Here is a 20,533-nt window from a genome sequence, read left to right on the forward strand (position 1 = left end):
CCGTGGGCTCGACCGGGACCGCTCGCCCGTCGTGTCTCGAGTCATCCCGTAACCCGCTGAGCGCGAGCGCACCGGCAGTCCAGCCGCGACTAGGCAGGCAGCACAGGCCAGTTCAGCTCCGTGCGCAGCTCGCTCGGGTCCATCTGCGGCGTCGGCCGGGTGATGTAGACCTCCCACCGGACCGGCCCCGGCGTGAGCCCATGCGCGCCGATCCAGGACCGCAAGCGGTCCCACGTAGCGCTCAACCCGTCGAACGCACCGGCGTGCACGATCCGAGCCACCTGTCCTGCGGGAAGGCGACCGGGGGTGACATCCCGGTCGAGCCGTATGCGCCGATCGACCGGGAACCCGACTTCGATATCCACCGAGCCGTCGGAGGCCTCCCGGTACAGGCCGAACGCGGGCCCCTCGATCATCGCCTCCTGCGCGCCGATAACCTCCGGCAACGTACGGAACGACATATCGAAGAACTCACGCAACTCGCCCACCGCGACCCGGCCGTGGACGACGGCCGTGGTCACCTCGGTGAGGTCGAGCAAATGGGGATCAGCCGTCAGATCAGCTGTGATCCGGCCTGTGGTCATGACTCTCCTTCGATGTCGTCGCGGGGCTCCGATACCACTGACGGCGGGAACGGCCGGAATTCATCGGATTCGTCTGGGACCGGGGGACATGCGGACGCGGACGATGGTGAGGACGGTGACCACCAATACCGTCATGAGCTTCATGAGGTTCCAGGGGAGAGGGTCGGTGGTCGGTTCGGCGGCTGGTAGGTCCCTTGGTCGTTGGCGGTTCGGTGGGGACGACGGCGGCTCGGCGAGGGGGCGTTCCGCCTGGAACGGGGGTGTCTGCGTGATGACTGGAAATGGAACGATTTCGGGAGCGGGCGGGCCGAGTTGGAGGGGGCTCATCGGTACCGGCGGCGGGGCGGCGGGAAGCAGGAGGAGGCAGGTCAGCAACGCGCTGCCGGTGGCGGCACTGCCGACGGCGGCGCTGCCGAGCGCCGATCCGTTCGATCCAGGGCCGATGAGGCTCGACCCCGGGCCGATGAGGCTCGACCCGAACGAGCCGAAGGCGCTGCCGGTGGCCGATCCGAGCAGGAGCAATGCGCTTCCGGTCAAGGCGCTACCGGTACACGCCATCTGGACGCTGCCGGTATCGAGTTGCAGTGCCTCGGCGGGACTGCCTGCCATGCCGTTCGGGTCGGGTGCCGCATCCGTTGTGGCGTGTGGGCCACCGTCGAGTCCCGCATCGCCGGGACCGAGAAGGCCAGGGCTGTCGGGATCGGCGCTGCCGGCGCCGAGATAGCCGGGGCGAGCGCTCGTGGGCCCGGCGCTGCCGGAAGGCGGGCGAATTGGGCCGAGAGCCAAAGGTCCACCCGAAGTCGCGCCCTCGGCATCGGAACCGAAGGCGCTGCCGGACGGCGCGGGGCCGAGGCTCGGTGCACTGCCCGCCAGGTTGGAGTCGATCCCCGGGCCCGAACTACCGGTTGGGAGGTCGCCAAGTGGTAGCCACGGTGCCGCCTCCGCGGAGGCTTCTATCGGCCGAGCCGCGAGGGCGGCAATGGTCAGGGGGAGCATCGCCGCGGCGAATCCCTTCGTGAGTCCCCGTGTTCGAGTTGCGCCTCGGTTGCTTCGCATCTGCTGTCGCCTCGTCGTTGTCGAAACTTGGCTGGAAGATCACGTGGTGTGCTGGTAACGCGACAGTGCGAGTTCGAAAGCCTCTTTCGGGACCAGGTTTCCGCCCGAGAACGGCTCGTCGAGGTTGTAGATCGCCCGGATCACGGCACCGACGATGGCGCCGAGCAGCGCGGTCGTCACGACACTGCGTTTGGTGACGGGGACACCGGAGAGGACCACGCTCAACAGCAGTAGGACCGTGCTGACCCACATGGCCACGTAGAGGAATGCGGGAACTCGGTAACCGGCGTCCAGCGCACGGTCGGCGCGAGCCTGGGCTACCGTCTCCAGGCTGGTCACGGCACTGGCGCGAAGCGTGTCGATCTCGGGGTCCGCCGTGTTCACCGACGCCACCGCGTCGCGCAGTGTGTCGAGGGTGTCCTGGGTGGATTGACTGAGCCGACCGTGGTCGGCCATGACAGACCATTCCTCGTCGAGGACCTGAACGGTGTAATCGCGCACCAGACCTTGAATTCGCGTGTGGTCCGGATCCGGCATCCCGTGCGCCGCCCAATACGTATCGATGAGCGCCTTCGCTTCGGCGATGGTGTGATTGCGTGCGTTGTCGTATTGCTGCCAGGCGATCACCACGATGAACGCGACCACTGCCATGAAGATCGTGTTGATCAAGTTGAGCACCAATGCGCCGACGGTGTCGTCGTCGGTGTGCCGCCACGTCTTCGGATGTAGACGATCCCCGGCCACGAATACGACTATCGCGACCAGCGCGGTGAGGGCAGGCACGAGAAACTCGAAGGCCATGCGGCGACTCCGTTCTATCTGGGATTCGCGACCGTGGCGTCGGCGAAGTAGCGCGCGGACTGTCGCACTGCGGACGGGAAAAAGACGTGTTCTGGCGACCATTCGGTACGTCGCCATCGGGTGCCGACTCTTTCGTTTATCGCGGATCGGCCTATGGCGCAGAGTATTTCACGACCGAGCCTGCGCGGTGTCGGCTCGGGTGCGGATTGCGGCGAGATCGACCGGCGTCGCGGCGACGATCACGGTGGTCGTGCATGGTCCGGATCGATGGTCATGCGTGGTCCTCACCCCCGAGCTGGTTAACCGAGACGATGGTGCGGTCGAGCCTGTGGTCGGTCGGATCTGACGAGTGGTGCACGGAAAATCGGTACGCGACATCAGCCTGGACGAATCCGGCGAATTGTCTTATATGGCAGCGCGTTTGAGACGATTCTGATGGTAAGCCGCGAATCTGCCTGCATGTTACGGAATTTCAGAGATCGGGCCTCAGGAAAATCCGGATGGTAACGACACGCACACGATCGGGATGATGCCGCGTAACATCCTGGGACGAATCGTCGAGTGTCGGACCGAGGATGTCATGACGCGGCAAGGGGCATTCGGCGATGCCCGGCAGCCTCCCAGATCAACAAGCTTCGCCCGTCTTCATGTCGAGGACGAAGCTGATGTGACACGGGTCGCGATCAGTTGGTGGCGCGCTACCAGCGTATAAGCGCAGGTATTCGCCGTCTTGCAGGTCAGAACGAGCTATGCCGCCGGTGTCAATGTGTGCTGTCCCACAGTCCTGATATTGCTCGTGGGTATTGACGGTCGCGAATCCATCCAGCATGGTGACCGAGGTTAGCAAGCGCTTAGTAAGCCATGGGAAAGGTTCGCCGTCATGCCCGAAGCCGTCATCGTCTCTGTCGCCCGGTCGCCGATCGGTCGTGCTGGCAAAGGGTCGTTGCGGGACCTGCGGCCGGATGACCTGGCGGCGCAGATCGTGCAGGCCGCGCTGGCGAAGGTGCCCGCCCTCGGCGCGAACGACATCGATGACCTGATGCTCGGTTGTGGCCAGCCCGCCGGTGAGTCGGGCTTCAATCTCGGGCGCGTGGTGGCGATTCTGGCGGGCCTGGACCGCGTGCCCGGCACAACGGTCAACCGGTACTGCTCGTCGAGTCTGCAGACGACCCGGATGGCGCTGCACGCGATCCGCGCCGGAGAGGGCGATGTCTTCATCTCCGCCGGTGTCGAAACCGTGAGCCGCTATGTCAAGGGAAACGCCGACGGCCTGCCCGACACCGAGAACCCGGTGTTCGCCGACGCCGCGCGCCGGACCGCGAAATTCGCTGCCGGAGGCGAGATCTGGACCGACCCCCGCACGGAAGACCTGCTGCCGGATGTCTACATCGCGATGGGCCAGACCGCCGAGAACGTGGCGCAGCTGTGCGGTGTGACCCGCGCCGAACAGGACGCCTTCGGCGTGCGCAGCCAGAACCTCGCCGAGGCCGCCCTCGTCAACGGGTTCTGGGAGCGTGACATCACTCCGATCACCCTGCCGGACGGCACCATCGTCGCCAAGGACGATGGCCCCCGGCCCGGAGTCACCGTGGAGAAGGTCGCCGAACTGAAGCCGGTCTTCCGGCCCGACGGGACGGTGACGGCCGCCAACTGCTGCCCGCTCAACGACGGCGCCGCCGCGGTCGTGATCATGTCCGACACCAAGGCCGCCGAGCTGGGCTTGACGCCACTGGCTCGGATCGTCGCGACCGGAGTCAGCGCGCTGTCTCCCGAGATCATGGGCCTGGGACCGGTCGAGGCGTCGAAGCAGGCGCTGGCCCGCGCGGGGATGAGCATCGACGATGTCGACCTGGTCGAAATCAACGAAGCCTTCGCCGCCCAGGTCATTCCCTCGGCGCGGGAGCTGCGTGTCGACTTCGACAAGCTCAACATCAACGGCGGCTCGATCGCGGTCGGGCACCCGTTCGGCATGACCGGCGCCCGCATCACCAGCACATTGATCAACTCCCTGCAGTTCCACGACAAGCAGATCGGTTTGGAAACCATGTGCGTCGGTGGTGGTCAGGGGATGGCCATGGTGCTCGAGCGCCTCTCCTAACCGCAACTACACGTCAAAGGACTTATTTGTGAACAGGTTCGAAGGTAAGACCGCGATTGTCACCGGTGCCAGTCGGGGTATCGGGTTGGGTATCGCGCAGCGGCTGGTGGATGAGGGCGCGAACGTCGTGATCACCGCCCGCAAGCAAGAGGCTCTGGACGAGGCGGTGGAGGCGCTCGGCGGCCCGTCGCGGGCGTTGGCGGTTGCCGGTCGCGCGGATGATGTGGCGCATCAGGCCGAGACGGTGGCGCGGGCGATCGAGACCTTCGGTGGCGCTGATCTGCTGGTGAACAACACGGGGATCAATCCGGCCTTCGGCCCGATGATCGAGTTGGACCTCGATGCTGCCCGCAAGATCGTGGAGGTCAACTGCCTGGCCGCCCTGTCGTGGGTGCAGCAGGTGTATCGGGCGTGGATGAAGGATTTCGGTGGCGCGGTGGTGAACGTGTCGTCGGTGGCGGGTGTCAAACCTGCTCCGGGTATCGGGTTCTACGGTTCGAGCAAGGCGATGCTCACCCATATCACGCAGGAACTGGCGGTGGAGCTGGGGCCGAAGCTGCGGGTGAATGCGGTGGCTCCGGCGGTGGTGAAGACGAAGTTCGCTACCGCTCTCTACGAGGGCCGGGAAGAGCAGATCGCGGCGACCTATCCGTTGCAGCGACTCGGGGTGCCCGAGGACATCGCCGGTGTGGTGGCGTTCCTGCTGTCGGAGGACGCGGGCTGGCTGACCGGGCAGCTGCTGGTCGTCGATGGTGGCATCACCCTGACCGGTGGGGTGTGACATGACGACGATGAAGGCGTGGCGGGTGCATGAGCTGGGCGAGCCGAGTGCTGTCCTGCGGTTGGAAGACGTGGAACGTCCCGAGCCCGGACCGCGGCAGCTCCTGGTGCGGGTCGCTGGTGCGGCGGCGAACTTTCCCGATGTGTTGATGTGCCGCGGTCTCTACCAGGTGAAACCGCCGTTGCCGTTCACCCCCGGCGTCGAGCTGTGCGGCGAGGTGGTGGCGGTCGGTGCCGAGGTGAGCGAGTTCGCGGTCGGTGAGCGTGTGCTCGGGGGTGTCGTGCTGCCGCACGGTGGTTTCGCCGAATTCGCGATCATGGATGCGGCTCAGACTTTTCCGGCGCCTGCGTCGTTGGACGACGCCGAAGCGGCGGCGTTGTTCATCGGTTATCAGACCGGATGGTTCGGATTGCATCGGCGCGCCGGACTGAAGGCGGGGGAGACGCTGTTGGTGCATGCTGCCGCCGGTGGCGTGGGTAGCGCGGCGGTGCAGCTGGGCAAGGCCGCAGGCGCCCAGGTGATCGGTGTCGTGGGTGGGGCCGAGAAAGCCTCCCACGCTAAGGAATTGGGCGCTGACGTGGTCATCGACCGGCACCGGGACGATTTCGTCGAGGTCGTGAAGGAGCTGACCGGCGGCCGCGGTGCCGATGTGGTCTATGACCCGGTCGGTGGCGAGGTCTATCAGCGGTCCACGAAATGTATCGCCTTCGAAGGCCGCATCGTGGTCGTCGGATTCGCGGGCGGCGAGATCCAGAGTGCGGCGTTGAATCACGCGCTGGTGAAGAACTATTCGATCGTCGGCCTGCATTGGGGCCTGTACAACACCTACGACCCGGCCGCGGTCACCGAATGCCATCGCGCACTCACCGCGCTCGCCGCCGATGGGCTGATCCGTCCCTTGGTGAGCGAACGACTGCCCCTGGACCGGGTCGCCGACGGAATGCAGCGGTTGGCCGGTGGCGGGACCGTCGGCCGTGTCGTGTACACGCCGTGAATTCAGCAGTTTTCATCGTAATCACGTTTTCGAGGAGTATTTGATGACCATTCCGACGCAGCGGACCGCGATCGTGACCGGCGCCGCCCGGGGTATCGGTGCCGCGGTGGCGCGGCGGCTGGCCGGTGACGGTATGGCGGTGGCCGTGCTGGACTTGGAGGAGGCCGCCTGCAAGGCGACCGTGGAGCAGATCGAGTCGGCGGGTGGGCGCGCGCTGGCGGTGGGTGTGGATGTGGCCGAGGAGGCCGCGGTGAGCGCGGCGGTCGATCGGGTCGCCGCCGAGCTGGGTGCGCCGACGGTGCTGGTCAACAACGCCGGGATCACCCGCGACAACCTGCTGTTCAAGATGAGCGTCGAAGACTGGGACGCGGTGATGAACGTGCACCTGCGCGGGTCGTTCCTCCTGTCGCGTGCCGCCCAGGCGCACATGATCGAGCAGAAATGGGGGCGCATCGTCAACCTGTCGAGCACCTCCGCGCTCGGCAACCGTGGTCAAGCCAACTACGCGGCAGCCAAGGCCGGGTTGCAGGGGTTCACCAAGACCCTCGCGATCGAACTGGGCAAGTACGGGGTGACCGCGAATGCGATCGCGCCGGGGTTCATCGAAACGGAGATGACCGTGGCGACCGCCGAGCGGATGGGGATTCCGTTCGCCGAGTTCACCAAGGCGATCGCCGCGCAGACCCCGGTGGCGCGCACCGGCACGCCCGACGACATCGCGCACGCGGTGTCGTTCCTGGTCAGCGAAGGGGCCGGGTTCGTGTCCGGTCAGGTGATCTACGTCGCGGGCGGACCGCGGAACTGACACGGAAGGAACACCCACCATGCGTATATTCCAGGGCCTGACCGAGTTGGAGTCCGCGGTCGGCACCCACCTCGGATACAGCGACTGGCACACCATCACCCAGCAGCAGATCGACCAGTTCGCCGAGGCGACCGGCGATCACCAGTGGATCCACGTCGACCCCGACAAGGCCGCCGCCGGTCCGTTCGGCACGACCGTCGCGCACGGATTCCTCACCCTGTCGCTGCTGCCGATGCTCACCCAGCAGATCTACACCGTGCAGGGGCTGTCCATGGGTGTCAACTACGGCACCGACAAGGTGCGCTTCCCCGCCCCGGTCCCGGTCGGCTCCCGGATCCGAGCCGGAGTCGAACTGCTGTCACTGACCCCGGGCCGCCTCGGCACGCAGGCACTCAGCCGGGTGACGATCGAGATCGAAGGCTCGGGCAAACCCGCGTGCGTAGCCGATTCCGTCGCGGTGTTGGTGCCGTGATCACCGATCTGGAGGATGACAGATGACGACTCCCGACGCGGTTCGCGATGATCTGCGCCGCCGGGTGGAAGCCGTACTCGGAGAGCATGATCCGGCCACAACCGACGCCGTGACATTTCATCGGGCCAGGTTCGACGCGGGTCTGGCGTGGGTGCACTTCCCGATCGGTCTCGGTGGCCTGGCTGTCGACCGGGAACTGCAACCGTTCGTCGACGCCCTGTTCGAGCAGGCCGGATCTCCGGGTAACAATGCGGAGGTCAACGGCATCGGTCTGGGCATGGCCGCGCCGACGATCCTCGCTTACGGCACAGCGGAACAGCGGCAGCGCTTCCTGCGTCCGCTGTGGAGCGGGGAGGAGATCTGGTGCCAGCTGTTCAGTGAACCGGGCGCCGGATCGGACCTGGCCGCGGTCGCCACTCGGGCGGTGCGCGACGGCGACGACTGGATCGTCAACGGGCAGAAGGTGTGGACCTCGGTCGCGCACAAGGCGCAGCTGGCGATCCTGGTGGCGCGCACCGATCCCACCCGGCCGAAGCACGCGGGCCTCACCTACTTCATCTGCGATATGACCGCCCCGGGCGTCGAAGTCCGGCCGCTGCGGCAGATCACCGGCGAGGCCGAGTTCAACGAAGTCTTCCTCACCGACGTGCGGATCCCGGACGCCCACCGTCTGGGAAAGGAAGGGGAGGGCTGGCGAGTCGCCACCACCACACTGAACAACGAGCGCGTCTCGATCGGAGGGCGCGCGCTACCCCGGGAGAGCGGAGTAGTCGGTGTCGCCGCCCGCCTCTGGCGAGAATCCCCGGAAAAGCGCACCCCCGACCTGCACCATCGGTTGTTGCGATTGTGGGTGGATGCCGAGGTCTCCCGCCTGGCGGCGACCCGACTGCGTCAGCGGGTGGCGGGCGGTCAACCGGGGCCGGAAACCTCCGCGGTCAAACTGTCGTTCGCGCGAGTCAACCAGCAGGTGTCCGGATTGGAAGTCGAACTGCACGGTGAGCATGGCCTGCGATACGACGACTGGACCATGGTGCGCCCGGACCGGGTCGATTTCGCCGGGCGTGGCGCCGGCTACCGCTTTCTGCGGGCCAAAGGCAATTCGATCGAGGGCGGCACCTCGGAGATCCTGCGCAACATCATCGCCGAACGCGTCCTCGGCCTGCCGGGCGAAGCCAGGGCCGACAAGGACATCGCCTGGAAGGACCTGAGCCGATGAGCGACATCCTGCTGCTCGACACCGATGTCGAGACCTCCTTGCGGAGCGCGGTGCGTGACCTGCTCACCGCGCGCTGCGATCCGGCCACGGTTGTCCGGGCCTACGAGGGCGATCGGACACTGACCCGGACGCTGTGGAAATCGATCGCCGACGATCTCGGGCTCGCTGGGCTCCTCATCCCCGAGGACCGCGGCGGTGCCGGCGGTACCGCTCGGGACGCCGCCGTCGTCCTCGAAGAGCTCGGGCGCTTCGTCGCGCCGGTGCCGTTTCTGACCAGTAGCGTGATCGCCGCGACCGTCCTGCTCGCAGGCGACTCCGCGCTGGTCGGTCAGCTCGGCGGCGGTGAATGCAGCGCAGCGCTGCTGACGCCGTTCTCCACCGCGTCGGTGGCCGAGGTCCCGACGCTGACCGCTGATGCCGCCGGCCGGGTGTCCGGCCGCGTCACCAGCGTCGTCGGCGCGCTCGAAGCCGATGTACTGCTGGCGGCCGTGCAGACGGCGAACGGTACGGAAGTTCACGCGTTGTCGGCCGCCGCGGTCGCGATCGAGCCGGTGGTCTCCCTGGACATGACCCGCCCGCTGGCCGACGTCCGCGTCGACGCCGTGCCCGGCCGGATCGTCGTCGCGGCCGAATCGGGTTGGGCGGCATTGCAATCGGGTTTGACGATGGGTGCCGCACTGCTGGCGTCCGAGCAAGCGGGGCTCGCGGCCCGATGCTTGGAGTCGACCGTCGAATATCTGAAGCTGCGCCGCCAGTTCGGTCGTGTGGTGGGCGGATTCCAGGCGCTCAAACACCGCCTTGCCGACCTCTACGTCGAGGTGGAGTCGGCCTCCGCCGCCGCACGATACGCGGCGGGAACGCTGGCCGCGGCCGACTCCGACAGCGCTATCGCCACCGCCGTTGCCGCTTCGTACTGCGGAGACATCGCGGTGCGGGCCGCCGAGGAGGCCGTCCAACTGCACGGTGGGATCGGCATGACGTGGGAGCACCCGGCGCACCTGTACCTCAAACGTGCCAAGGCCGACCAGATCGGACTGGGAAGTCCCGGCCACCATCGGGCGGTTCTGGCCGACCTCGTGGGACTGCCGTCCAGGTGACCGATACGGCGGACCGCTCGCGCGCGGAGGAGACCCGGTCACGGCTGCTCGACGCGGCCGTGGCCGCCTTCGCCGAGCGCGGCTTCCACGGCGCGACGACGCGCGACATCACAGCGCTCGCCGGAGTGAGCGCCGGAGCCATCTATGTGCACCACCGCTCCAAGGAAGAGCTGCTCTACGAGATCTCGCGTACCGGTCACCTGGACACATTGGCGCGTGTCCGAGGCGCCATCGCCTCGGCGCACGATCCCGCCGACCAGCTGACGGCGTTGATGCGGGAGTTCGCCGTCCACCACGCCCGCGCGCACACCGTGGCGCGGATCATCAATTACGAGCTCGCTGCCCTCAGCCACGAACACCAGCAGGAGATCAAGGAAACCCGGCGGGCGATCGAAGCCGAGGTCCGCGGTGTGATCGAGAAAGGTGTCGCCGCCGGGGTATTCGAGAACTCGAATACGCACATGACCGCCACCGCCTTGCTTTCGCTGGGGATCGATATCACGCGCTGGTATCGTGAGGACGGCTCCTGGTCATCGGAAGACATCGGTGACTATTACGCCGAGCTTGCCCTGCGAATAGTCGGCGGCCGGAAGCGGAATGCGCCGACCCCGCTCGATCGCGAGTCGGCTGGCAGCACAAGGTGATCCGGACATGCAGCAGAGCAACGGCGCCGAACTGCTCGCTCGAATCGCGGGCGGGTTGAATCAGCATGCGCTGGCCTTGTCCGAACGTTTGACGGAGCAGATGCTCGCGATCGAGCCGGAGCTGCGTGGCGACGGCCGGGTGGAGTCTCTGCTGCGCGCCAGCGTCACCGGAAACGTCGTAATCGCGTTGCACGTCTATGAGCTGGGTCTGGACATCGAGCAGCTCGACGCGCCCGCCGAGGCGTTGGAGTACGCCCGCCGCATGGCCCAGCGCGGCACCTCCATCACCGCGCTGCTGCGGGCGTACCGCATCGGGCAGCGGCTGTTCATCGACCACATGCTCGCGGAGATCAGCACCGCGACGAGCGACCGCGAGCTGGTCGCGGCGGCGGTGGCCGAAATGACCGACCGCTCCTTCGCCTACATCGATCGGGTCACCCAGCAAGTCGTGACCGCCTACCAGGACGAGCGGGACCGGTGGTTGCAGAACCAGATGGCCGTCCGCACGGCCCGGGTGCGTTCGATCCTGTCCGGGCAGCGCGTCGACCGGGGTGACAGCGAACGTGCGCTGGGATATCGGCTCGACCGGACGCACCTGGGCCTGGTCGTCTGGTCGGAGGCAGGCGCCGATCAACTGCGTGCGGCCAAGCAGCTGGCGACGACCATCGCCGACCAGCTGCACTGCCAAGGACAACCGCTGCTGATCCCGGCGGACGAATCGACCCTCTGGGCGTGGCTCCCGCAACCCGAACTGGAGATCGACCCGGCCGCGGTGACCACGCCGAAGGCGACATGGGTTTCGGTAGGCATGCCCGCCACCGGGCTGGAGGGCTTCCGGCTGACCCACCGTCAAGCGACACAAGCGCAGGTGGTCGCGATGTCGGCACCGGCGCCGCAGCGCGCCTCGGTGTCGTGTTCGGCGCATATCGGGCCGATCGCGCTGATGTGCGCCGATCTGGCCGCTACCCGGGCATGGATCGGTGAAGTGCTCGGGCCGCTGGCGCAGGACGACGATGCCACCGCACAGCTGCGCGAGACGGCGCGCGTCTTTCTGGAGACCAACGGCAGCTTCCAGACGACGGCCGAGCGGCTGGTCCTGCACCGCAACACCGTCCAGTACCGGATCCGCAAGGCGGAGGCAGCACTGGGGCATCCGCTGCGGGAGGGCCGGCTGAACGTCGAGGTCGCACTGCTGGCCTGCCGATGGTTGGGGGCGACAGTGCTGCAACCGGGCAACGGCTGAGACGTCTGTCGTGCTGTGCGCACGATCGCTGCGCCTATCTTCATGCGCCCGCACTATGGTCTGGGTCACATCACCTTCTTAACGTGGCGTTCACGCAAGCGAGCCGCTGCGTTAGCAAGGAGATCGACATGCACTTCGCCGCCCTACCGGACCTGCGCGCCGGGACCTTCCCCGCCAATCCCTGTCTTGCCGACGACCTGCGGCGGGTCACCAACGAAGAGTTCCTCGACCTGGTCCGGAAGTACGCCGATCGGTTGTCGGAAGCCGGGATCGGTCGCGACGACGTCGTCGCCGTGATGCTGCCCAACCGGCTCGAATTGATCGTGGCCCTGTTCGCGGCCTGGCGGCTGGGCGCCGCGGCGACACCGGTCAACCCGGCGCTGACCCCGGCCGAGTTGCGATACCAGCTGAACGACGCCCACGCTCGGGTACTGGTTTGCGCCGATGCCGACGAGTCCGGCGATGTCGATGTGCCGCAACGGCTTTCGGTGCCGGAGCTGGAGCGGCACGAAGGCCGCGCGGGTAGCGTGGAGGCGACCGAGTTCTCCAGCGACACACTGGCGTTGATCATCTACACCAGCGGGTCCACCGGAAGCCCCAAGGGCGTGGAGCTCACCCACGCGAACATCATGGCGATGGCCGAGACGATGGTCGCGGGCATGCGACTGACCGCCGACGATCACAGCCTGCTCATCCTGCCGCTGTTCCATGTCAACGGCATCGTCGTCAGCGTGCTGTCGCCGCTGCTCGCGGGCGGCCGGACGACGGTCGCGGGCCGGTTCTCGCCGCAGACGTTTTTCGACAGGGTCGAGGCGGCGCGGCCGACCTACTTCTCCGCGGTGCCGACCATCTACGCCATGCTGTCGGCGCTGCCCCTATCCGTCCGGCCCGACACCTCCTCGATCCGATTCGCCCTCTGCGGCGCCGCTCCGATGCCCGTCGAGCTGCTCCTCCGGTTCGAGGAGCGCTACCGGATCCCGATCTACGAGGGCTACGGCCTGTCGGAGGGGACGTGTGCGAGCGCGAGCAATCCGCTCGACGGCGTCCGCAAACCCGGCACGGTCGGCATCGCGTTACCGGGACAGGAGATCGCCATCGTCGACAGCGACGGCGCCTTCGTCACCGACGGATCAGCCGGCGAAGTCGTGATCAAAGGCCCGACGGTGATGCGGGGATATCTGGGCCGGCCCGAGGAGACCGCGAAGGTCATCGTCGACGGCTGGCTGCACACCGGAGACATCGGCCGCATCGACGCCGACGGCTACCTGACCCTGGTCGACCGCATCAAGGACATGATCATCCGCGGCGGTGAGAACATCTCTCCCAAGGAGATCGAGTCCGCGATCTACACCCACCCACAGGTGCTCGAGGCCGCGGTGATCGGGCAACCCCACCCCGTGTACGGCGAAGTGCCCGTCGCCTTCGTGTCCTATCGCGACGGCGCCGTGGTGGAGCCGGAACGGATGCTCGATCATCTCCGGAAGTCCTTGGCCAGGTACAAGCTTCCCGAACTGATCGTGACCGTCGACGAGATCCCGAAGAACCCGGTCGGGAAGATCGACAAGCCGACCCTGCGCGCCCGCTCGGTGCACGCGCCCGTCTGACTCCTCAGTTCTCTCTCGAAAGACAAGCCTGCCATGGGATTCACAAAACCGGACCTTCCGGACATCGACTACGCCGAATGGAAGACCCGCCCGCGCGGTGAACGGATTCGCACCGTCGCGCAACACTGGGTCGAGCACGGATTCGGCACCCCTTACGCCGTCTATGTGCTCTATATCGTCAAGTGCGCCCTGTACCTCCTCGGTGCGGCGGCGGTCATTTCCCTGACTCCCGGGCTCGGAGCGCTCACCGATGTCACCTCGTGGTGGACCGAGCCGATCGCCTACCAGAAGCTGGTCGTCTGGACCCTGCTGTTCGAAATCTTCGGCTTCGGCTGCGGTTTCGGGCCGCTCACCACGCGGTTCGTGCCGCCGGTCGGCGGGCTGCTGTATTTCCTGCGTCCCGGCACGCTGCGGCTGCCGCCGTGGCCGGGGAAGGTGCCGTTCACTCGCGGTGACGAGCGCGGCATCATCGACGTCATCCTGTATGCGGTCGTGATCGGATCCGGAATTCGCGCATTGCTCGCATCCGGCCACGGTGCGCCACCGGTGGACGGCAGTCACGTAGGCCTGCTCGACCCCACCGTCGTCGTCGCTCTGGTCGTCGCGCTCGGCCTGCTCGGGTTGCGGGACAAGACGGTGTTTCTGGCCGCCCGCCCCGAGCACTATCTGGTGATGCTGCTGATGTTCTTCGCCCCGTTCGCCGACATGGTGATCGGACTCGAGCTGGTCATGCTCGCGCTGTGGTGGGGTGCGGCCACGTCCAAGCTCAACCATCACTTCGGCCACGTGGTGGCTGTCATGATGAGCAACAGCCCCGCCCTGCGGATGCCGTGGCTCAAGCGCAAGATGTACCGCGACCCGCCGCGGGATCTGCGCCCGTCACGGATCCCCGTCCTGCTGGCCCACGGCGGCACCGTCGTGGAGTACCTGGTTCCCGCCTACCTGGTCTTCTTCGGCGACGGCGGCCCACTGACCTGGGCGGCGATCATCTTCATGGCCGTCTTCCACCTGCACATCATCTCCACCGTGCCGATGGGCGTGCCGCTGGAATGGAACATCTTCTTCATCGTCAGCCTGTTCTACCTGTTCGGGCACTACGGGTACATCCACGTCCAAGAGCTTCGATCACCGCTGGTGCTCGCGCTGATTCTGTTCTCCGCGGTCGTCGTGGTCCTGGGACATGTTCGCCCGCAATGGGTTTCGTTCCTGGCGTCGATGCGCTACTACGCAGGCAACTGGGCCACCAGCGCCTGGTGTTTCCGCGGTGACGCCGAACTGAAGCTCGAGCGGCAGGTGACCAAGAGCGCCGCGCTGCCGGTCATCCAGTTGACCAAGCTCTACGGGCCGGAGATCGCCGACATGGTGCTCCAGAGCGGAATGGGCTGGCGCTCGATGCACACCCACGGCCGGGCGCTCAACGGCCTGATCGCCCGCGCTGTCGACAACGAAGACGATTACACCGTCCGCGACGGAGAAATAGTCGCCGGTCCGCTGCTGGGCTGGAACTTCGGTGAAGGGCACCTGCACAACGAACAGTTGCTGGCCGCAGTGCAACGTCGCTGCCGGTTCGAGGAAGGCGAGCTGCGCGTCGTCATCCTCGAGTCCCAGCCGATCCACCGGCAACGCCAGGCATATCGCATCGTCGACGCCGCGTGCGGTGTCATCGAGGAGGGCTATGTGCTGGTGCGGGACATGCTGGCCCGTCAGCCGTGGCCGGAGCCGGGCGATTCGTTCCCGGTTCACCCCGTCGGCCGCGACGACACCCGGAGGCCTTCGGCGGGGGTGCGATGACCACGGCGATCGTGGTCGGCTCCGGGCCGAACGGGTTGGCCGCCGCCGTCACGCTGGCCCGTCACGGCGTCGACGTCACCGTGCTCGAGGGTGCCGCCACCATCGGCGGCGGCACCCGCTCCGGCGAGCTGACCCTCCCCGGCCTGCTGCACGACCACTGTGCGATGGCCCATCCCATGGCTGTCGGCTCACCGTTCTTGACCGGAATGGACGCGGCCCGATACGGATTGACCTGGGCGTGGCCGGACATAGACTGCGTGCACCCGCTCGACGACGGAACCGCGGGAGTGCTGTATCGATCCGTCGAGGAGACCGCGGCGGGCCTCGGCCGCGACGGCTCGGTCTGGCGTCATATCTTCGGCGGCCCGTCCGCCGGATACGAGCTGTTGGCCACCGATTTCATGCGACCGCTCCTGCGGAGACCGTCGCATCCGCTGCGGTTGGCCCGATTCGGGCTTCCGACGCTGATTCCCGCCACCGCGCTGGGCCGGTTGTTCCGGACCGAGCAGGGAAGGGCGTTGTTCGCCGGAAACATGGCGCACGGCTGGCAACCGCAGCATCGGATCCTGTCCGCGGCAATCGGTCTCGGTATCACCACCGCCGGACATCGTCACGGATGGCCGGTCGCGGTGGGCGGCTCGCGAGCGATCACCGACGCCATGGCGGCCGCGTTGACGGATCTGGGTGGCACGATCGAGACCGGCATCTGGGTCGAGTCGCTCGGTCAGCTGCCGCCCGCCGATCTCGTGATGTTCGACCTCGCCCCAGCCGCGATCGCCGACATCGCCGGTGACCGGCTCCCGTCGCGGATCTCCCGGGCATACCGGCGATTCCGGCACGGACCGGCCGCCTACAAGGTCAGCCTGGCCGTGGAGGGCGGGATACCGTGGACCAACCCCCACGCCGGGCAGGCGGGAAGCGTGCACGTCTGCGGAAACGCCGCCGATGTGGTGCGCGCCGAACGCGCGATCCATCAAGGACGGCTTCCCGAACACCCCTTCATCATGGTCGGACAGCAGTACCTCGCCGACCCGACGCGATCACGAGGAAACGTACACCCGATCGACCTGTATGCACATGTACCGCAACGGTATTCGGAGGACATCACCGACTTACTGCTCGACGCGATAGAACGGTTCGCACCCGGGTTCCGTGACCGCATCGTCGCCACCGCCGTGGTCGGCCCCGCCGACATGCAGGCCTACAACCCCAACTACGTGGCCGGAGATATCCTCACCGGCGACAAGAACGTCCGCCAACTGATCTGTGGGGGACCGCGTATCACTGTGCGCCCCTACCATATTGCCGACCGAATGTTCATCTGCTCGGCCGCCGCCCCGCCAGGACCCGGAGCACACGGAATGAGCGGATACAACGCCGCGATCGCGGCACTACGAGAGTTGGCCATCCCCACCGAGGGGCACGCGAACTCGGCGATCATCACGCGGCGGAGGGCGGATCCATCCCAGTAAAGTGTCCTGATGCCCGTTAGGACACCCCACTCGCAGCGAATCCGCGTCAGCGGAGTGTTCATAGCGTGTCGGCATACCGGTGGCCCCTCCTGATTGCGCCGATCGTTTATCGCGAGCGGGTGGCGATTGCTGTCAGCGTGGTCGGTCCAGCAGCATGGGTTCAGGGGTCGACTTCTTGGACTGCGGCATCGGCTCGCACGTCTAGAACCGCCAGCAGGACCATCCGGCACACGGACATGCCCGAAAGGTGTCCCTGCAGCGTCAGCACGGTGTGCGCCTCGGCTCGCCGGCATTCGTGAACGAGATCGACGAATGCCGGCGGCAGTGTCGCGCTCTGCGGTGTCGGCTCGTGGAATACGGTTCCCAGCGTGTAGCCGAGTGATCTGGCGGCGGTCCGTAGTCTGTCGTCGCTCAAAGTTGGGTCATGGCCACGCAGCAGATCGTCGCGTACGTACCCGTAAGCAAGAGGTAGTAGAGAAGTCATCGCAGGATCCGGGTTTGCGGTAGGGCCGGCCGCGGGAGATCACGTCCCACAGCCGGGCGGGTTGTCATCTGTGAGCGCAGGACGCACCTGAACATGCGTGCCTGCCGGCGGCTCAGCATGCCAGTCGAGTTCGACCTCGCATGCCTACGAATTTCCGAGCATGAAGTGCACTGGAGGTACCGTCGGGGCGACGACTGCCTGCCGAGGAGTTTGTGACCCTACCGAGCGCCGTTGCTCTACTCTGCACTTCGTTGTGCATCGCAAGGGTCGCAATCGCTCCTCGGCCTGATGTCGTCGTACAGTTGAACTCTTTTTCCGGGAGATTGATGCATTTGTCGCCGGCACTTCCCATCCTTGTCCGCTAGGTACCTAGCTCCACATCGGCAAACGGCGACTTTTCCGCAATACCTACCTACCTACATGCCACCAGCCCAGGGGCGAGCTGAAGGCCGGCTTCGGAGACCCGAACTCTCGATGTGAGTTTGCTGCCTGCTACGACTTCCGAACCGGTGCTCGAAGCAGTCCCCCGATAAGCCATGGCACTGTCGCAAGCCCTCGTCGTGTTGGGTGGCGGCGGCGAATGCCTCGATCACGTCCTGGAGTGCTCCAACCCCGTGATCCGCGAGTGTCCAGTTTGTCGGGACTTTGCGTCATCAACGTGATTTCAAGGTCGGCAGGTGGGGACGGAACGGGTCAGCGCAATCGAGGTTCTCTCGTGCTGGAACGGTGCGGCCGACGTTGGGCCTCCCGGGCGATCCGGGTTCGATGGCCGGCGGGTACCAGAGTGATGATGTGCTCACGCGAGCTGATCATCAGTTTGTGCAGAATCGCGGCCATCTGGGCGTCGACGGTTCTGAACGAGCTGCCGCGCCGGGCGGCGATCGCGCTGTTGGTCCAGCCCGCCGCCGCCAGTATCGCCACCTCCTGTTCGGCCTCGGACAGTTCCTCCCACGGGGAGGGCTGCTGCCGCCGGATCGGATGGTTGACCGGGAGCCGGTCCAGCGACAGCTTGCCCAGGGCGAGGCGGGCCACCTCGTCGAGCTCCGTACGCAGCATCGCACCCTCGGCCTCGGCAGCCGTGAACACCTGGTCGCCGAGCACTTTCCGCGCCGTGTCGCGAGCCCGGTCGGTCTCGTCCGCGAAGGGGCCGAGATGCTCTATGTTCACTCCCAGCCGACGCCGCATGGTGGCAGCACCGCCCAGCAGCCGCGCGATTTCGATTGCCTGGGCGGCCGGTTTTTCGGCTCGGCGGCCGGGTTCTGGCCGCGCGTCGGCGCACAGCCGGGCCAGTGCCCAGGCACAGATGTGCACGGCCCAGACCGCACCCCACTGATCGCGCATCGCGAGCTGTTTCGCCAGTGCGGTACGCGCGAGCAGCAATGCCTCGTTCGGATCGCCGTATTTGGTCTGCGCGATGGCCCAGGACAATCCCGCGAACGAGATCGACACGGGAGCACCCGACCGCAAGTCGTTGTCGAAATGACGCCGGGCGATTTCCAGCGCTTGTTCCCGGGAACCGCAGAAGCACGCGGTCAGCGCCTCGAACAACTCGCTCATGGAGGCACCGCCGCGATCGCCGCCCGCCGCGAACCTCTCCCGCGCCCGGGCCAGCACCGGTAACGCCCGCACATCGCGCCGTGCCAGCAACAGTTCGGCGCCGCGAGCGAGTTCCACGGATGGGGGCAGCCCGAGGTCGACGCTGGGGTCGGCGCGCAGTTGGGACCGGCCTTCGGGATCGGGACAGCAAACGGCGACGCATTCGTCGAGCAGGCGCTCGGCGTCCTCATGCTGGCCCTGGCACAGGGTGATCCAGGCGGTTGCCGCCATTGCGGCGATCTGCAGCTCGACCGGCTGCAACTCGGGGCTGCGTGCGGCGGCCATCGTCTGCTCGACCCAGCGCCGTGGCTCACGCAGCGAACCCCGGAAAAACGACACGCGCACGGTGATGAGCCCGAGGGCGATCTCGAGGCCGAGCACCGCTTCCGCCGGGTCGTCGAGGCTGCTGTCGATCGCACACTGCAGGTTGTCCCATGCCGCGCTGGCCCAATCCAGCACCTCCGTTTCAGCCGGGCTGTACCAGTCCTCGCTGGCCTGTCGCACCTTGTCCCGGTAGTAGCGCCGGTGTCGCCCGGCCAGCCGGTCCCACTCGCCCTCGGCGCGCTCACGCAGCCGCTGCTGGGCGAACACCCGTAAACTTTCCAGCAGCGAGTAGCGCACGGCAGTCCGCGTCCGGTGGACGGTCACCAAAGATCGATCGGTGAGGCGCTCGAGCAAACCTTCGATTTCGTCGGCGGCGATACCAGGCTCCGGGGCGTCGGCACAGACCGCGATGATCGCCTCCAGCTCGGCGCCCACCTCGGCAGCGGCCGCGTCGTCGTCCGGGTCGTCGGCGTCGTAGCCCGCGGCGAATACGGACAGGCGCTCCAACAGCAGCTGCTCCTTGTCTCCGCACAGGTCGTAGGACCAGGCGATGACATCGCGGATTCCGCGGTGCCGCTCGTCGGCCCCCACGCGGGAACCATGCGACCAGTGCAGCCGCCGGTCGCTGCTCTCCCCGCTCAGCTCTCGCAGGATGATCGGCAGCGGCTGGTGTAGCAGGCGCGCAGCGGCCAGCCTGATGTAGAGAGGGTGATTGTGCACATGCCGACAGATCGAACCGACCACGCCGATATCACCGTCGGTAATGGCATGACCGGTCAGCTGCGCCCGCGCGCGGAAGAGTGATAGAGCCTGGTCCTGTGTCAGCGGCGGGACCGGTAGCAGTTGCTCGTCTATCCAGCCGATCGGCTCACGGCTGGTCGCCAGCACGGTCAGCTCAGGTACCGCAGCGAGCAGATCGGCGATTACCTCCCCGGCTCCATCCAGAACGTGCTCACAGTTGTCCATTACCAAGATCGACTGCAACTTGCGACCCACCGCTTCGGAGGGCGTCAGCGTGTCGACCACGGCATCCCATGCTGAGCGGCCGGAAAAGTCCGCTTCCACCACCGACTGCGCCAGCTCGTTCTCGACCGCTGTGGCGTTGGCGCCTTTGGCTAAACGCGCCAACCGCACCCAGTGCACTGGGACCCGCCTGGCTCGGCGATAACGGTGCACGGCTTCGGTGGCTAGCCGGGTCTTGCCGATGCCGCCGGAGCCGGTCAGCGTGATCAGCCGGGTGGAACCGAGCAGCAGTGTTGCGATCTTCTCCAGCTCTCGTTCTCGACCGATGAAACCATCGGCAGCCGCTGGCAGACCGCCAGACCTCGGCGGACGTTGTAACGACACACCATCAGCCTAGTTATCCGGGTGCGCTGCGGCGGTAGGAATCCCAAAGTCGCGGCGTTCGGGAACGCCGCATGGCTACCGATGTGGGACTCCTACCTATGCGGCTCGAATATTCGTGCAGCGT

Annotated in this window: 17 protein-coding genes; 12 read left to right on the top strand and 5 right to left on the bottom strand. The window is 66.7% G+C overall.

Annotation, left to right across the window (positions count from 1 at the left end; genetic code table 11):
* Positions 1–89 precede the first annotated feature (89 nt).
* The 4 genes from ON34_RS30525 to ON34_RS37295 form a co-directional block, all read right to left on the bottom strand.
* Positions 90–584 (bottom strand): GyrI-like domain-containing protein, encoded by a 495-nt coding sequence (locus tag ON34_RS30525; protein ID WP_051023369.1) that lies wholly within the window; start codon positions 582–584, stop codon positions 90–92.
* Between the two features lie 60 nt (positions 585–644).
* Positions 645–1,193, bottom strand: coding sequence for a hypothetical protein (locus ON34_RS30530; protein ID WP_040786213.1), 549 nt, complete (start codon positions 1,191–1,193; stop codon positions 645–647).
* Positions 1,194–1,679: 486 nt separating this feature from the next.
* Entirely contained in the window at positions 1,680–2,441 is a 762-nt protein-coding gene (locus ON34_RS30535; protein WP_040786216.1) for a bestrophin-like domain, read from the bottom strand.
* Between the two features lie 625 nt (positions 2,442–3,066).
* Positions 3,067–3,270, bottom strand: coding sequence for a hypothetical protein (locus ON34_RS37295; RefSeq protein ID WP_157172526.1), 204 nt, complete (start codon positions 3,268–3,270; stop codon positions 3,067–3,069).
* A gap of 51 nt (positions 3,271–3,321) precedes the next feature.
* On the opposite strand from ON34_RS37295, the gene ON34_RS30540 reads away from it, so the two are divergent.
* The 12 genes from ON34_RS30540 (at position 3,322) to ON34_RS30595 (ending at position 16,658) form a co-directional block, all read left to right on the top strand.
* On the top strand, positions 3,322–4,539 hold the full coding sequence (locus tag ON34_RS30540) for an acetyl-CoA C-acetyltransferase (protein WP_040786218.1): 1,218 nt from the start codon (positions 3,322–3,324) through the stop codon (positions 4,537–4,539).
* A gap of 28 nt (positions 4,540–4,567) precedes the next feature.
* Complete coding sequence (locus ON34_RS30545; RefSeq protein WP_040786221.1) at positions 4,568–5,320, top strand: SDR family oxidoreductase; 753 nt, start codon at positions 4,568–4,570, stop codon at positions 5,318–5,320.
* Between the two features lie 10 nt (positions 5,321–5,330).
* Positions 5,331–6,314 carry an NADPH:quinone oxidoreductase family protein gene (locus ON34_RS30550; protein ID WP_040786361.1) on the top strand — a complete coding sequence of 328 codons (984 nt, stop codon included), beginning with the start codon at positions 5,331–5,333 and terminating at the stop codon, positions 6,312–6,314.
* Positions 6,315–6,357: 43 nt separating this feature from the next.
* Complete coding sequence (gene fabG, locus ON34_RS30555; protein WP_040786223.1) at positions 6,358–7,119, top strand: 3-oxoacyl-ACP reductase FabG; 762 nt, start codon at positions 6,358–6,360, stop codon at positions 7,117–7,119.
* A 19-nt stretch (positions 7,120–7,138) separates the two neighbouring features.
* Positions 7,139–7,591 (top strand): MaoC family dehydratase, encoded by a 453-nt coding sequence (locus ON34_RS30560; RefSeq protein ID WP_040786225.1) that lies wholly within the window; start codon positions 7,139–7,141, stop codon positions 7,589–7,591.
* A 22-nt stretch (positions 7,592–7,613) separates the two neighbouring features.
* Positions 7,614–8,807, top strand: a complete 1,194-nt coding sequence (locus tag ON34_RS30565; RefSeq protein WP_040786227.1) for an acyl-CoA dehydrogenase family protein — start codon at positions 7,614–7,616, stop codon at positions 8,805–8,807.
* Entirely contained in the window at positions 8,804–9,904 is a 1,101-nt protein-coding gene (locus ON34_RS30570; protein ID WP_040786229.1) for an acyl-CoA dehydrogenase family protein, read from the top strand. Before ON34_RS30565 ends, ON34_RS30570 begins: the two co-directional genes overlap by 4 nt.
* The gene (locus ON34_RS30575; protein WP_051023370.1) at positions 9,901–10,548 is read left to right on the top strand and encodes a TetR-type transcription factor C-terminal domain-containing protein; all 648 of its coding nucleotides are present in this window, start codon (positions 9,901–9,903) and stop codon (positions 10,546–10,548) included. The genes ON34_RS30570 and ON34_RS30575 overlap by 4 nt, the downstream gene beginning before the upstream one ends.
* A 7-nt stretch (positions 10,549–10,555) precedes the next feature.
* On the top strand, positions 10,556–11,791 hold the full coding sequence (locus ON34_RS30580) for a PucR family transcriptional regulator (RefSeq protein WP_040786231.1): 1,236 nt from the start codon (positions 10,556–10,558) through the stop codon (positions 11,789–11,791).
* A gap of 128 nt (positions 11,792–11,919) precedes the next feature.
* Positions 11,920–13,395 carry a class I adenylate-forming enzyme family protein gene (locus ON34_RS30585; protein WP_040786233.1) on the top strand — a complete coding sequence of 492 codons (1,476 nt, stop codon included), beginning with the start codon at positions 11,920–11,922 and terminating at the stop codon, positions 13,393–13,395.
* Positions 13,396–13,428: 33 nt separating this feature from the next.
* Positions 13,429–15,186 carry a DUF3556 domain-containing protein gene (locus ON34_RS30590; protein ID WP_040786235.1) on the top strand — a complete coding sequence of 586 codons (1,758 nt, stop codon included), beginning with the start codon at positions 13,429–13,431 and terminating at the stop codon, positions 15,184–15,186.
* Positions 15,183–16,658, top strand: coding sequence for a phytoene desaturase family protein (locus ON34_RS30595; protein WP_063821778.1), 1,476 nt, complete (start codon positions 15,183–15,185; stop codon positions 16,656–16,658). The genes ON34_RS30590 and ON34_RS30595 overlap by 4 nt, the downstream gene beginning before the upstream one ends.
* Before the next feature lie 1,177 nt (positions 16,659–17,835).
* Here ON34_RS30595 and ON34_RS30605 read toward each other — a convergent pair.
* The gene (locus ON34_RS30605; protein ID WP_040786239.1) at positions 17,836–20,409 is read right to left on the bottom strand and encodes an ATP-binding protein; all 2,574 of its coding nucleotides are present in this window, start codon (positions 20,407–20,409) and stop codon (positions 17,836–17,838) included.
* Positions 20,410–20,533 lie beyond the last annotated feature (124 nt).

Source organism: Nocardia pneumoniae NBRC 100136 (assembly GCF_000308755.1).
Lineage (GTDB): Bacteria > Actinomycetota > Actinomycetes > Mycobacteriales > Mycobacteriaceae > Nocardia > Nocardia pneumoniae.